Genomic DNA, 13192 nt, shown 5'->3' with positions numbered 1-13192 from the left:
CGCGGGGGCGGGCCCTGTGCGTTACGCCGACGCCGCCCGCCGCGGCAGCGCCAGCGCGAGGAGCGCCGCGGCGACGTACGACGCCAGGACCCAGCCCATCGCCGCGTCCACCGACCCCGCCGAGAAGAACGCCGTGCCCACCACCGCCGCCCCCAACGCCCCGCCGAACTGCTGGGCCGTCGTGAAGATGCCCGACGCCCCGCCCGCCAGCTCGCTCGGCGCGGTCGACAGGACGATGTTGACCAGCGGGACCACCAGCAGCCCGAGCCCCGCTCCCGCGACGACCAGGCCCGGCACCATCGGCCACGCCGCCGTGTGCACCGCCGCCGCACCGTCCATCGCGGCCCAGACCCAGCCGAAGCCGCCCGCCATCGCCACCGCGCCCGCCACCGGGACGATCCGGCCGAGCCGCTCCGCCAGCGGGTCCGCCGCCGGCGCGGTCAGGAAGCCGCCCGCCGAGAACGCCAGCATCAGCACGCCCGCCTGCAGCGGCGCGTACCGCTGACCGCCCTGCAGCCAGATCGCGTACACCAGGAAGAACCCCTGCATCCCGAGCGCGAACAGCAGCTGCACCGCCAGCCCGTACGAGAAGGCCCGCACCCGGAACATCCGCCCCGGCAGCACCGTCCGACGCCGCGCCAGCGCCGCGATCGCCAGGACGCCCGCACCCATCAGCGCCCAGCCCCACACCGGCCAGCCGTACTCCCGCCCCTGCACCAGCGGCAGCACGATCGCGACGAGGCCGCCCGCGAGGACCAGGCTGCCGATCAGGTCGGGCCGCGCCCCGGACCGCTCCCGCGTCGCCGGCACGACGACCGCCGCGAGGACCGCCGTCACCGCCGCGACCGGCACGTTCACGAGGAAGACGCTGCGCCAGCCGAGGCCGAACAGGTCCGCGTCCGTGAGCACCCCGCCGAGCAGCAGTCCGACCGCCGAGGCGAAGCCGGCCACCGCGCCGTACAGCCCGAAGACCTTCCCGCGCTCCTTGCCCTGGAAGAGGCTGTGGAACGAGCCGAGCACCTGCGGCATCAGCACCGCCGCCGCGACGCCCTGCACCGCCCGCGCCGCGATCAACTGGCCCGGCGTCTGCGCGATCCCGCACATCAGGCTCGCGAGCCCGAAGCCGACGGTCCCGCTGAGGAAGAGCGCCTTGCGGCCGTACCGGTCGCCGAGGCGTCCGGCGACGATCAGGGTCGCCGCGAAGCCGAGCAGGTACGCGGAGACCGTCCACTGCAGCGCGCTCTCCGACGCGCCGAGGTCCTGCCCGATGGACGGCAGGGCGACGTTGACGATCGTGACGTCCACCAGGTCCATCAGCGCGGCGACCATCATCACGACGGCGGCCGCCCAGCGGCGCGGATGGTCGAGCGCGCCGCCGGCGGGTGGGGTTTCGACGGTTGTGGTGGTCATGGCGCGGCCCTCCGAAGGTCCGGATTTATTTCGTTCGACCTAACGAAATAAAAACTGACACGGATCCGCCCGTGATCGCAAGTCCTTCGTTCGACCGAACGAAATATTTGTGAGAACCTGCTGCCATGAGCGAGCAGAGCCCCCGCCGCGCCAAGGTGATCGCCGCCCTCACCGAAGTCGGCCGCGACTCCAGCGCCGCGTCCGTCGCCTTCCACACGGCGATCGCGGCGAAGCTGGACCTCGGCGCGTCCGAGACGAAGACGCTCGACCTCCTCGAGCGGCACGGCGCCCTGACCGCGAAGGAACTCGCCGAGCACTCCGGCCTCGCCCCCGCCTCGGTGACCGGCCTCGTCGACCGTCTGGAGCGCAAGGGCTTCGTGCGCAGGGTGAAGCACCCGACGGACAAGCGCCGGGTGCTCGTCGAGCCCCGCCCCGAAAAACTGGCGGAGATCGCCCCGATGTTCGAGGACTGGGGCCGTGAAGTGCATGAACTCTACGAGGAGTTCAGCACGGAAGAATTGGAGACGATCACCCGCTTCCTGACGGGCGCGACATCCCGCCAGCGCGCCGCGACGCGGCGACTCACCGAGTAGCGCTCACCGCAATCCCCCCGTCACGACGCCCCGCACACCGCCCTCCCGGCCACCTCGCCACGACGCCCCGCACACCGCCTTCCCGGCCGCCTCCTCACGACGCCCCGCACACCGCCCCCCCCGGCCACCTGGTCATGACGCCCCATACACAGCCCCCGGCTCCCGTGCCCCCGCCAGCAGCTTCAGCGTCGTCTCCCCGGCCTCAGTCGGAGTCCACCGGCCTCCGCGGTCCGCCGTCGGGCCCGCGTGCCAGCCCTCCATGACCGTGATCCGGCCGCCCTCCGCCTCGAAGACGCGCCCCGTCACCCCCGCCGAGGCGGCCGAGCCCAGCCACACCACCAGCGGCGACACGTCCTCCGGCGCGCCCTCCAGGCCGCCGAAGACCTCCTCGGTCATCCTCGTCCGGGCCGCCGGGGCGATCGCGTTGACCTGGACCCCGTACCGCCCCATCTCCGCCGCCGCGACCAGCGTCAGCCCGACGATCCCCGCCTTGGCCGCCGCGTAGTTGCCCTGGCCGACACTCCCCAACAGGCCCGCCCCGGACGTCGTGTTGATCACCCGCGCGGTCACCTCGCGCCCCGCCTTCGACGCCGCGCGCCAATGCGCCGCCGCGTGCTTGAGCGGCAGGAAATGGCCCTTCACATGGACCCGCATGACCGCGTCCCAGTCGTCCTCCTCCAGGTTGACCAGCATCCGGTCGCGCAGAAAACCCGCGTTGTTGACCAGGGTGTCGAGCCGGCCGAAGGCGTCGAGCGCGGTCGCCACCAGCGAGGCGGCCCCCTCCCCCGTCGCGACGTCGCCGCCGTGCGCGACCGCCTCGCCGCCCGCCGCGCGGATCTCCTCGACGACGAGGGCGGCCGGGCTGTCCGGCCCGGGCCGTCCGTCGAGCCCGACCCCGAGGTCGTTCACCACCACCTGCGCGCCCTCGGCGGCGAACGCCAGGGCGTGCGCCCGGCCCAGTCCCCGCCCCGCGCCCGTCACGATCACGACCCGTCCGTCGCAGATTCCCATTCCAGCTCCCCTGTCTCGTGAACTCGGTGGCACTCAGCCCTGCTTGTTGACCGTCGCCGCATCCAGGAACGCCGGACGCTCGCCGCCCCCGTGCACCAGCAGCGAGGCCCCGGAGACGTACGCCGCCCGGTCGGAGGCCAGGAACACGGCGGCCTCGCCGACGTCGGCCGGTTCGGCGAGCCGGCCCAGCGGGACGGTCCGGGCGACGGCGGCGACCCCGTCCTCGTCCCCGTAGTGCAGGGACGACAGTTCGGTGCGGACCATGCCGAGGACGAGCGTGTTGACCCGTACCTCCGGCGCCCATTCGACGGCCATCGAACGGGCCAGGTTCTCCAGGCCGGCCTTGGCCGCGCCGTACGCGGCGGTGCCCGGCGAGGGCCGCGCGCCGCTGACGCTGCCGATCATCACGACCGAACCGCGCGCGGCCCGCAGATGGGGATGGGCGGCGAGGGTGGCGGTCAGCGGCGCGATGAGATTGAGCCCGAGGACCCGTGCATGCCGCTCGGCATCCCCCTCCCCCAGCAGCCGGTACGGCGTCCCGCCCGCGTTGTTGACGAGCACGTCGAGCCGCCCGTACGCCTCCGCGACCCCGGCGAAGAAGTCCCGTACCGCCCGCTCGTCGCGCAGGTCGAGCGGCCGGAACTCGGCCTGTCGGCCCGCCTCTTCGAGCGGCGCGTCCGGCGGCCGGCGCGCGCAGACGACGACCCGCGCGCCGGCCCGCAGAAAGGCCCGGGCGATGCCCGCGCCCACGCCGCGCGTGCCGCCGGTGACGACGGCGACCCTCCCGTCCAGCTCCATTCGCTGCTACCTTTCGTCGCCAAGCAGTCACCTAACAAATGTTTGGTGGAAAGGTAGCTGATCCGCTCATGGGTGTCTCCACCTCAAGCCCGGACAAGGGCGTCGCCCTCGTCACCGTCGACTTCCCGCCCGTCAACGCGCTGCCCGTACGCGGCTGGCACGAACTCGCCGACGCCGTCCGCGCGGCCGGCCGCGACCCCGAGAACCGCTGCGTGGTCCTGGCCGCCGAGGGCCGCGGATTCAACGCGGGCGTCGACATCAAGGAGATGCAGCGCGAGCACGGCTCCGGGCGGCACTCGGCGCTCATCGGCGCCAACCACGGCTGCGCGGACGCGTTCGCCGCGGTGTACGAGTGCGAGGTCCCGGTCGTCGCCGCGGTGCAGGGCTTCTGCCTGGGCGGCGGGATCGGCCTGGTAGGCAACGCCGACGCGATCGTCGCCGCCGAGGACGCGACCTTCGGGCTGCCGGAGCTGGACCGGGGCGCGCTCGGCGCCGCGACCCATCTGGCCCGGCTCGTCCCGCAACACCTGATGCGAGCGCTGTACTACACCTCGCGCACCGCCACCGCCGCCGAGCTGCACGCGCACGGCTCGGTCTGGAAGGTGGTCCCGCGCACCGAACTGCTCGATGCCGCCCTGGAGTTGGCGGCCGAGATCGCACGCAAGGACGGCTACCTGCTCCGCCTTGCGAAGGCCGCGCTCAACGGCATCGACCCCGTCGACGTGCGCCGCAGCTACCGCTTCGAGCAGGGCTTCACCTTCGAGGCCAACCTCAGCGGAGTCGCCGACCGCGTCCGGGAGACGTTCGGGAAGGAGCGAGAGGCATGACCGACAAGACCATGACACCCGACGAGGCCGTGTCGCGGCTGCGCAGCGGGATGACGATCGGCATCGGCGGCTGGGGCTCCCGCCGCAAGCCGATGGCCCTGGTCAGGGCGCTGCTGCGGTCCGAGGTCCGGGACCTCACGGTGATCTCGTACGGCGGCCCCGACGTCGGCCTGCTGGCCGCCGCCGGCCGGATCCGCAAGCTCGTGGCGGCCTTCGCCACCCTCGACTCGATCCCCCTCGAACCGCACTTCCGCGCCGCCCGCGAGCGCGGCGCCTTCGAACTGACCGAGATCGACGAGGCGATGTTCATGTGGGGCCTGCACGCGGCCGCCAACCGCCTCCCGTTCATGCCGGTCCGCGCCGGGCTCGGCTCGGACGTGATGCGGGTCAACCCGAACCTCAAGACGGTCACTTCGCCGTACCCCGACGACGCCGGCGTGCACGAGGAGTTCGTCGCCGTGCCCGCGCTGCGCATGGACGCCGCCCTCGTCCACCTCAACCGGACGGACCGGCTCGGCAACGGCCAGTACCTGGGCCCGGACCCGTACTTCGACGACCTGTTCTGCGAGGCCGCCGACACCGCTTACGTGTCCTGCGAGCGGATCGTCGAGACCGCCGAGCTCACCAAGGACGCGCCGCCGCAGTCGCTGCTGGTGAGCCGGCACTCCGTCACCGGCGTCGTCGAGGCCCCGAACGGCGCGCACTTCACCTCCTGCGTCCCCGACTACGAGCGCGACGAGCCGTTCCAGAAGCTCTACGCGACCACCCCCTGGCCCGAGTTCGCCGAGCGGTTCCTGTCCGGCGCGACCGAGCACGACTACCAGTCCGCCGTCGAGGCCTGGCACAAGGAGCGGCAGCAGTGATCACCCGCGCGGAATACTGTGTCGTGGCCTGCGCCGAGGCGTGGCGGGGCGACGGTGAGGTGCTGGCGGCCGCGATGTCCCCGGTGGCCTCCTTCGGCGCCCGGCTCGCCAAGCGCAGCTTCGCCCCCGACCTGCTGCTCACCGACGGCGAGGCGATGCTCGTCGGCCTGGACGGCTCCGTCGAGGGCTGGCTGCCGTACCGCCGGCATCTGACGATGGTCACCGGCGGCCGGCGGCACGTGATGATGGGCGCGAGCCAGATCGACCGGCACGGCAACCAGAACATCTCCTGCATCGGCGACTGGGAGCGTCCGGCGCGACAGCTCCTGGGCGTACGCGGCGCGCCGGCCAACACCCTGAACAACCCGGTGAGTTACTGGGTCCCCAAACACTCTCCCCGGGTCTTCGTCGAGCAGGTCGACATGATCAGCGGTGTCGGGTACGACCATGCCGTCGGCCCCTACCACCGCATCCCGCGGGTGGTCAGCGACCTCGGCGTGTTCGACTTCGAGACACCCGACCGGACGATGCGGCTGGCGTCGCTGCACCCGGGGGTGACGGTCGACGAGGTCCGGGCGGCCACCGGCTTCGAGCTGACGGTCCCGGACGGCGAGATCCCGTACACCCGGGAGCCCAGCGCCGCCGAGCTGCGGCTGATCCGCGAGGTGATCGACCCGAAGGGCGTGCGCGACCGGGAGGTCCGGGTCTGATGGAGACCGCGCTCACGAAGCTGACCGGGGTGCGCTGCCCGATCGTCCAGACGGGCATGGGCTGGGTCGCCGGGCCGCGCCTGGTGACCGCCGCCGCGGAGGCCGGCGCGCTCGGGGTGCTCGCCTCGGCGACGATGACCGTGGAGCAGCTGCGCGCCGCCGTCCGGGAGGTGAAGTCCCGTACGAACAGGCCGTTCGGGGTCAATCTGCGGGCGGACGCGGGGGACGCGCGGGAGCGCGTGGGCATCATCGTCGAGGAGGGTGTGAAGGTCGCGTCCTTCGCACTGGCCCCCTCCCGCGAACTGATCGCGGAGCTGAAGGACGCGGGCGTGGTCGTCGTCCCGTCGGTCGGGGCGCGGCGGCACGCCGAGAAGGTCGCGGCGTGGGGCGCGGACGCGGTGATCGTGCAGGGCGGGGAGGGCGGCGGGCACACCGGCGAGGTGGCGACGACCGTCCTGCTGCCGCAGGTCGTCGACGCCGTCGACATTCCGGTGGTCGCGGCGGGCGGCTTCCACGACGGCCGCGGGCTCGTCGCGGCGCTGTCGTACGGCGCGGCCGGGATCGCGATGGGCACCCGCTTCCTGCTGACCTCCGACTCGACCGTCCCCGAGGCCGTGAAGGCGAAGTACCTCGCGGCGACGGTGAAGGACGTCACCGTGACCACCGCCGTGGACGGGCTGCCGCACCGGATGCTCCGTACGGAGATGGTGGCGGCGCTCGAACGGGCGGGCCGAGTACGGGCGTTGGCGCAGGCCGTGCGCCGCGCCGCCGGCTTCCGCAAGGTGTCCGGCCTGTCGTGGACCCGGATGGTCCGCGACGGGCTGGCGATGAAGCACGGCAAGGACCTGACGTGGAGCCAGGTCCTGCTCGCCGCGAACACCCCCATGCTCCTCAAGGCGTCCATGGTCGAGGGCCGCACCGACCTCGGCGTCATGGCATCCGGCCAGGTCGCCGGCGTGATCGAGGACCTGCCGTCCTGCGCGGAGCTCGTCGACCGCGTCATGGCCGAGGCCGAGCACGTGCTCCGCACCCTGCCATCACCAGGGTGAACCCTCATCCCCGCACGGGAGTTCAGTCATGCACCTCTCGAGACGCGCACTACTGAGCACAGCGACGGCGACGGTCCTGACAGCCGCGCTGGCTCCCACGGCGGCGGCCGCGCACCGCCGCACAGCAGTCACCACGGCAGGGATCCGCCACATCCCCCTCCAGGGCGCGGTCAACGTCCGCGACGTGGGCGGCTACCTCACGTACACCGGCGACAGGGTCCGTCAGGGCCTGGTCTACCGAGCCGACGCCCTCAACAAACTCACGAACGCGGACATCACCACGGTCGCCGGGCTGAACCTCGGCACGGTCGTCGACTTCCGCATCCCGCTGGAGCTGCAGTACGACGGCCCCGACCGCCTCCCGGCGGGCCCGGCCGCGGTCTCCCGCCAGATCACCGACAACGGCCTGTTCGGCCAGCTGCTCGCCGCGATCGGTTCGCGCGACCCGGTCCGGCAGGAGCAGATGCTGGGGAACGGGCGGGCGGCCGCGTTCATGCGCGAGGTCTACCGCACGTTCGTGACGAGCGCCGCGAACCGCGCGGCCTTCGGCGCCACACTCCGCGACCTGGCCCGCCCGGGCGCGGCCCCGCTGCTCTACCACTGCACCTCGGGCAAGGACCGCACGGGCTGGACGACCTACCTGCTCCTGACGTCCCTGGGCGTCCCGGACCAGTGGGCCGTCTCCGACTACCTGGCCTCCAACACCTTCCGCGCCGCGTACGACGCGAAGGTCCGCGAGGGCCTGAAGCAGGGCGGCCTCATGCAGAACCCGGACCTGATCATCCCCCTCCAGGAGGTCCGCCAGGAGTACCTGGACACCGCCCTGACAGAGCTCCGGTCCGCCTACGGAACCATGTTCCGCTACCTCACGACAGGCCTGGGCCTGGACCTCCCCACCCTCACAGCCCTCCAGAACCGCCTCGTCTCCTGACCCCCCACCGGCGACCCGCCGTCCCGGGTCGCCGAGCACCGCAGTTCACACCCCGTCAGAATCCCTTCCGACGTGTGCGGTTAACCTCACTGAGTCCCTCGACCCGAGATCGACCGAACGTCTGGAGAATTGCCGCCGTTGAGTACCGATCTCAGCACCGCGAACGGCGCCCGGCAGACCGTCACCGTCATCTTTCCCGTACGGCTGCCCGCTCCGCCCCCGTGGGAGACCGGCCCCCTGCCGCTCCGGCTCGGCAGCCGCACGACCGACGCGGAGACCAGGCAGACGTACTTCACCCCCGCGGCGGCCCGCGCCCTGTACGGGACTCCCGAACGCCCCTGCCGCTGGCACACGTTCGCCTCCGTCGTGCACGGCGATCTGACGCTGCAGGCGATGGAGATCCTGCAGACGGCCACCGCGCAGCACCCCGAACACGCCCTCGCCATCCTGCACTTCGAGGTCAAGGGTCCCGCCCTGCTGACAACCCTGCGGGCCATCGGCCATCGCCCCACCGCCGGGTCCGACCCGCTCGACGGACCGTTCGACCCGGTCACGCTCCTGGCCGGCATCGCGGAGCCGATGACCGCCGAGGGGCCTTTCGCGATCGCCCGTCCCTACACCGTCGCCTTCCTCACCCCGCGCCAGGAGGACACGAGCGCACTGCGCGTGGCGGGCCGGATGCCGGAGAGCGCCGACGGCTGGCTGTGGTCGCTCGCGTCCCGCTCGGCCGACGTGGACTTTCCCTCCGCGCCGGAGCAGTTCCCCGCGCAGACGGCGGACACGGTGCGCATCTCGGCCGACTGGAGCGCCCTGGTGCTGCGGCACGGCGCGGCGTTCCTGGGCCATCGCGCCGACACCGGCGACGGGGATTTCTACGAGTTCGCCGCGCTCCACTGCCGGACGGTGTACCTGGACGCGATCCTGCTCGGCACCATCCAGCGCGATCACATCGACGAGCTCACCGAGGGCCTGTCCAACGTCTTCGAGGGTCGCAGGCTCGCCCGCCGGGTGACCGCCCTGGAGCGCCACATCGCGGCGTTCCGCAGCACGTACTGGCGTCAGCACCTGACCGCGCACGGCCCGGCGAACGACCTGCTCCTTGCGTTCCAGGCCCAGTACCGGCTGTCCGACCGGTTCGCGGAGATCCTCGCCGAGGCCGCCGACTACAGCCGGCTCGTGCAGACCCAGGACAACCAGCAGATCGCGGCGGCGCTCGGTGTGCTGACCATCCTCGGCCTGCCGCTCAGCACGGCCCTGGGCGTCCTGCAGGTCCTCGGCGACGAGGACCCGGTCCACATGCTGATCGGTCTCGGCGGCGCCCTGGTCGCCACCGCCGGCGCCTTCGCCACCCGTTACGGCCGCATCGTCCTGGCCTCGTTGAGCGGGGACCGGCGCTAGCCGAACAAGGCGGAGAAGTGCCTGGCGGCACGCCGATCGATCTTGATAGCTTCCGCGAAAAACAGCGAAGAGGGCACGGACGACGTGACGGTGAACGAGGGGGAGCCGATCCGGTTGTACCGGAAGGCTTTGCGTTACGCGGAGGCGGACCCGGAGGTCTTCCTCAGTACGGCACGGAGGGCGGCGGAGTCGATCCTGTTGGATATCGCCATGCAGCAAGCAGTCGGCTCCAAGCCGACCCTGGAGTCCTTGTTGACGACTCTCACGGCGAAGGGCCTGGTCCCGCCGAAGGTCGTTCTGGCGGTGCGGACCATCCAGAACTACGGCAATTACGGCAGCCATGCCCAGGACGCCTCGGACGAGGAGATATCCGCCGAGGACGTGCAGCCGTGCCTCAACGCACTGACTCAGCTGGCGGTCTGGTACGGGCGGACCACCGCGTCGCTCGCCGAGGACGAGGCCCAGCACGAGCTGTCCGTGCTGCAGCAGAAGGCCGGGACGACCCGGCTCGCCGACTCCTCGCTGATCGTCGTGAAGGCGGTGTTGCTGGGCTGCGGGTTCGACGAACTCCTCGGCCGGCGCCACCACCGTGTCGTGCCGGTGCAGATGCCGTGGTCGGACAACCTCGTGACGGATGTCGCGCGGCGCTTGTTGGACGTCGCCGTCTACAACGAGCAGCGGCTGCAGCGCATGATGGAGACGGACGAAGAGGTCGCCTCCCAGGTCGTCCGCGTCGGTCACGTGGGCTACTCGATGGGCGGCCGCAATTTCTACCTGCTGGCCGCCCGGAACGGGCGCTGGGGGCGGACCACCGGCGAGGAGTTCCTGCGGGATCCCGCAGGGGCGACGATCGCCGTGCCCAAGCACAGCGACATGTTCGACAACATCCTTCGGGCTTTCTCGACGGACGAGGCGGGTCTCGCCGCGAAGGGCGTGCGCATTCTCGACGTCCCGCACCACCTCGGCCTGGAGCTGTTCCACCTCAACGAGGATGTCCTGGCGGTGGGCGGGCAGAACCTGCGGATGCACGCACGGGAGAACGGCGCGTACTTCGAGCTGCTCAACTCCGAGATGCTGCCCGCGGCCGCCCAGGCGAAGCTGCGGTCCGCGGCCTCGAACGTCCTGCTGGCCAACCGTGCCTGGCTGGAGGAGCTGAAGGTGCGGCCGGAGCAGTTGCACCAGGAGCTCATGCGCTGCTTCCACGAACTGGGTTCGGACGAGGCCCGGTTCGAGGAACTCGTCCGGGACCTGGTCACGCATGCCTCGTTCCCGCAGGAGAGCACGCCGGAGAGCAGGGAAGAGCTGGTACGGCACGTCCTGTTCGAGAGCTACCGGCTGGGGCGTCCGTGACCCGGCCGCGCCGTGTCCTCGTGGCCGGGGGCACCAATTTCGACATCGTCGTGCACGCCGGGCGGCTGCCCGAGGAGCACGAGAAGCTGCGGGGCGGCGAGTACAGCGCCCAGCCGGGCGGCTCCGCCGCCAACACGGCGCTGGGGCTGGCCCGTCAGGGCTGCGAGGTGCGGCTGGTGTCGGCGGTCGGCGACGACCTCCTTGGCCGGGTGTGCCTCGACGACCTGCAGGCCGGCGGGGTGGACACCGGCCTGATCCGCGTCGAGCCCGCCGCCCGGACGGGCATGGCGATCGTCCTCGCCGCCGACGGGGGCAAGCGGATGATGACCTTCCCCGGGGTCGACCGCGACGCGGCGATCGCCGCGGTCACGGAGGAGGACCTCCAGGGCGTGGACCACGTCCACATCGTCGGCGAACCCAGGCCCGCGCCGGCCCGTCTGGTGTCGCTCGCCCGCGCGGCCGGCCGCTCCGTCTCCGTGGAGTGGAACGGCCGGGACATGGGGGCGGCCTTCGGGGCCGGCGCGCTGAACCTCATGAACGCGGACGAGGCCGCACGGCTGCCGGACGCCCTGCCCGGCGACCCGGAGGGCACGGCCCGGCGGTACGCCGCCGCGCTGGCCGGTGATGTGATCCTGACTCTGGGGCCGGCCGGCGCGCTGTGGGCGTCGCCGGACGGCACGGTCGTCACGGAGCCGACCGTGCCGGTCGATCCGGTGGACCGCACCGGGGGCGGCGACGCGTTCGACGCGGGTTTCCTCGCGGCCTGGTTGAGCGGCGAGGCCCCGGCGTCCTGCCTGCGCCGAGGGCTCGACGCCGCACTGCACGTGATCACGAAGATTGGAGCTCAGCCGTGACGAGATGGCTCGGCATCGCCCTGCTGCCCAGCGCGGAACACCGCACCGCCGCCATTCACCTCCAGCAGGAGGTGGGCGGCGACCATCCGCTGCGGCCACCCCTGAGCCCCGACGGCAACCTTCCGCATGTCACCGTGTTCCAGGGCCCGTTCCTCGACTCGCTCGACCCGGCGGCGGAACTGGACCGGATCGTCGCCGGAGCGGACGCGCCGGAGCGGATCACGCTGACGTCGCCGGGGGTCGTGTACCAGCCGACCGGCTGGGTGTTCCTCTCGCTGGAGCGGCCCGCGCTCCTGGAGAAGATCCAGCAGATGACGGTGGAGGCGCTGGCGCCGCATCTCGACCGGGCGGCGTTCGACGCGGCCAAGGACGTCTCCCGGTTCTCGGAGGACGAGCGGGTGAGCTTCGAGCGGTACGGGTACCGGTACACCGGTGCCGCGTACGCGCCGCACATCACCCTGGGACGCGCGGAGGAGACGGTCGCCCAGGAGCTGGTCCGGTCGGCGCCCGAGCGGGTCCACGTGCCGGGGGCCTGGGTCTTCGACCGCTTCAGCTTCTACGTGATGGGCGAGAACGGCGCCCATGCCGAGATCCTGGAGGAGAGGGCGCTGGCCCCCCGGTGACGCCGCGGCGCGAACTGCTCGCCGTGGCGGGCGAGGCCGTCGACGCGGGGGCGCGATGGCTGGCCGGGGCGGACGCCGCATGGGCGCGCACCCGGTACAAGCACTCGGGGGAGGAAGTCACCGACGCCGACGTGGAGATCGAGCGCCGGATCTCGGAGTTCTTGCGCGTGCGGACCCCGGACGTCCCGGTCGTCGGCGAGGAGACCTCCGCCGGGGGCCCGCTGCCGGCCCGGTGCTGGCTGCTCGACCCTGTCGACGGCACGATGAACTTCGCTCGTGGCGCTCCGCTGTACGGCATCTCGCTCGCGTACGCGGAGGGCGGCGTGCCGCGGCTCGGGGTGATCGCCGCCCCGGCGCTCGGCCGCCGCTGGACGGCCGGGGCGATGCCGACCGCTCGGCCCGCGGAGCCCTCCGACGTCGTACGTGAGCTCTCCCGGGCGGTCGTCGGGCTCACCGGCACGGGCGCGGGCCGGCCGCGGTCCAGGGCCCTTCTGACCTCGCTGTACGACGAGGCCTACCGGGTCCGGCTCATGGGCGCGATGAGCCTGGACCTGGTCGGCGTCGCCGAGGGCTGGCTCGACGCCTGCCTGTGCATCGGCCCGAAACCCTGGGACGTGGCGGCGGGAATCCCCCTGGTGCGGGAGCGCGGCCTGGCCGTCCTGGGCGCGGACGGAACGGACTTCGCCTTCGGCTCCCCGGTCCTCGCGGCGGGGAGCCGTTCCGTGGCGCGGGAACTGCTGGACCGCTGGACGCGGGCCGGCGAGGCCCGCGCCTG

General features: G+C 72.5%; 14 protein-coding genes. 11 read left to right on the top strand and 3 right to left on the bottom strand.

What is annotated here, in order from left to right; all coding sequences use genetic code 11:
• Positions 1 to 21: 21 nt before the first annotated feature.
• On the bottom strand, positions 22 to 1410 hold the full coding sequence (locus tag VIU94_RS20080; protein ID WP_331913218.1) for an MFS transporter: 1389 nt from the start codon (positions 1408 to 1410) through the stop codon (positions 22 to 24).
• A 125-nt stretch (positions 1411 to 1535) separates the two neighbouring features.
• On the opposite strand from VIU94_RS20080, the gene VIU94_RS20075 reads away from it, so the two are divergent.
• Positions 1536 to 2003, top strand: a complete 468-nt coding sequence (locus VIU94_RS20075) for a MarR family winged helix-turn-helix transcriptional regulator (protein ID WP_331913217.1) — start codon at positions 1536 to 1538, stop codon at positions 2001 to 2003.
• A gap of 132 nt (positions 2004 to 2135) precedes the next feature.
• Here VIU94_RS20075 and VIU94_RS20070 read toward each other — a convergent pair whose 3' ends face one another.
• Positions 2136 to 3014 (bottom strand): SDR family oxidoreductase, encoded by an 879-nt coding sequence (locus tag VIU94_RS20070; RefSeq protein ID WP_331913216.1) that lies wholly within the window; start codon positions 3012 to 3014, stop codon positions 2136 to 2138.
• A gap of 33 nt (positions 3015 to 3047) precedes the next feature.
• Complete coding sequence (locus tag VIU94_RS20065; RefSeq protein WP_331913215.1) at positions 3048 to 3812, bottom strand: SDR family oxidoreductase; 765 nt, start codon at positions 3810 to 3812, stop codon at positions 3048 to 3050.
• A gap of 68 nt (positions 3813 to 3880) precedes the next feature.
• On the opposite strand from VIU94_RS20065, the gene VIU94_RS20060 reads away from it, so the two are divergent.
• The 10 genes from VIU94_RS20060 to VIU94_RS20015 form a co-directional block, all read left to right on the top strand.
• The gene (locus VIU94_RS20060) at positions 3881 to 4639 is read left to right on the top strand and encodes an enoyl-CoA hydratase family protein (protein WP_331913214.1); all 759 of its coding nucleotides are present in this window, start codon (positions 3881 to 3883) and stop codon (positions 4637 to 4639) included.
• Positions 4636 to 5502: a CoA transferase subunit A gene (locus VIU94_RS20055; RefSeq protein ID WP_331913213.1), complete on the top strand. Its 867-nt coding sequence runs from the start codon at positions 4636 to 4638 to the stop codon at positions 5500 to 5502. The genes VIU94_RS20060 and VIU94_RS20055 overlap by 4 nt, the downstream gene beginning before the upstream one ends.
• The gene (locus VIU94_RS20050) at positions 5499 to 6212 is read left to right on the top strand and encodes a CoA-transferase subunit beta (protein WP_331913212.1); all 714 of its coding nucleotides are present in this window, start codon (positions 5499 to 5501) and stop codon (positions 6210 to 6212) included. Before VIU94_RS20055 ends, VIU94_RS20050 begins: the two co-directional genes overlap by 4 nt.
• Entirely contained in the window at positions 6212 to 7261 is a 1050-nt protein-coding gene (locus VIU94_RS20045; protein WP_331913211.1) for an NAD(P)H-dependent flavin oxidoreductase, read from the top strand. Before VIU94_RS20050 ends, VIU94_RS20045 begins: the two co-directional genes overlap by 1 nt.
• A gap of 28 nt (positions 7262 to 7289) precedes the next feature.
• Complete coding sequence (locus tag VIU94_RS20040) at positions 7290 to 8192, top strand: tyrosine-protein phosphatase (RefSeq protein ID WP_331913210.1); 903 nt, start codon at positions 7290 to 7292, stop codon at positions 8190 to 8192.
• Between the two features lie 138 nt (positions 8193 to 8330).
• On the top strand, positions 8331 to 9590 hold the full coding sequence (locus tag VIU94_RS20035) for a hypothetical protein (protein ID WP_331913209.1): 1260 nt from the start codon (positions 8331 to 8333) through the stop codon (positions 9588 to 9590).
• An 84-nt stretch (positions 9591 to 9674) separates the two neighbouring features.
• Positions 9675 to 10940, top strand: coding sequence for a DUF4145 domain-containing protein (locus tag VIU94_RS20030; RefSeq protein WP_331913208.1), 1266 nt, complete (start codon positions 9675 to 9677; stop codon positions 10938 to 10940).
• Positions 10937 to 11794 carry a carbohydrate kinase family protein gene (locus tag VIU94_RS20025; RefSeq protein WP_331913207.1) on the top strand — a complete coding sequence of 286 codons (858 nt, stop codon included), beginning with the start codon at positions 10937 to 10939 and terminating at the stop codon, positions 11792 to 11794. Before VIU94_RS20030 ends, VIU94_RS20025 begins: the two co-directional genes overlap by 4 nt.
• Positions 11791 to 12417, top strand: coding sequence for a 2'-5' RNA ligase family protein (locus VIU94_RS20020; RefSeq protein ID WP_331913206.1), 627 nt, complete (start codon positions 11791 to 11793; stop codon positions 12415 to 12417). Before VIU94_RS20025 ends, VIU94_RS20020 begins: the two co-directional genes overlap by 4 nt.
• The coding region (locus VIU94_RS20015; protein ID WP_331913205.1) for an inositol monophosphatase family protein at positions 12414 to 13192 on the top strand (779 nt) is incomplete at its 3' end. The genes VIU94_RS20020 and VIU94_RS20015, both read left to right, overlap by 4 nt.

Source organism: Streptomyces sp. (assembly GCF_036566765.1).
Classification (GTDB): domain Bacteria; phylum Actinomycetota; class Actinomycetes; order Streptomycetales; family Streptomycetaceae; genus Streptomyces.
Note: the sequence above shows the minus strand (reverse complement) of the source record. Positions and strands in the feature narration are given on the sequence as shown.

What these genes read in the sequence shown, in the direction of transcription:
- VIU94_RS20080 (WP_331913218.1), bottom strand. Translation starts at nt 1,410, where the DNA reads ATGACCACCACAACCGTCGAAACCCCACCCGCCGGCGGCGCGCTCGAC.
- VIU94_RS20075 (WP_331913217.1), top strand. Translation starts at nt 1,536, where the DNA reads ATGAGCGAGCAGAGCCCCCGCCGCGCCAAGGTGATCGCCGCCCTCACC.
- VIU94_RS20070 (WP_331913216.1), bottom strand. Translation starts at nt 3,014, where the DNA reads ATGGGAATCTGCGACGGACGGGTCGTGATCGTGACGGGCGCGGGGCGG.
- VIU94_RS20065 (WP_331913215.1), bottom strand. Translation starts at nt 3,812, where the DNA reads ATGGAGCTGGACGGGAGGGTCGCCGTCGTCACCGGCGGCACGCGCGGC.
- VIU94_RS20060 (WP_331913214.1), top strand. Translation starts at nt 3,881, where the DNA reads ATGGGTGTCTCCACCTCAAGCCCGGACAAGGGCGTCGCCCTCGTCACC.
- VIU94_RS20055 (WP_331913213.1), top strand. Translation starts at nt 4,636, where the DNA reads ATGACCGACAAGACCATGACACCCGACGAGGCCGTGTCGCGGCTGCGC.
- VIU94_RS20045 (WP_331913211.1), top strand. Translation starts at nt 6,212, where the DNA reads ATGGAGACCGCGCTCACGAAGCTGACCGGGGTGCGCTGCCCGATCGTC.
- VIU94_RS20040 (WP_331913210.1), top strand. Translation starts at nt 7,290, where the DNA reads ATGCACCTCTCGAGACGCGCACTACTGAGCACAGCGACGGCGACGGTC.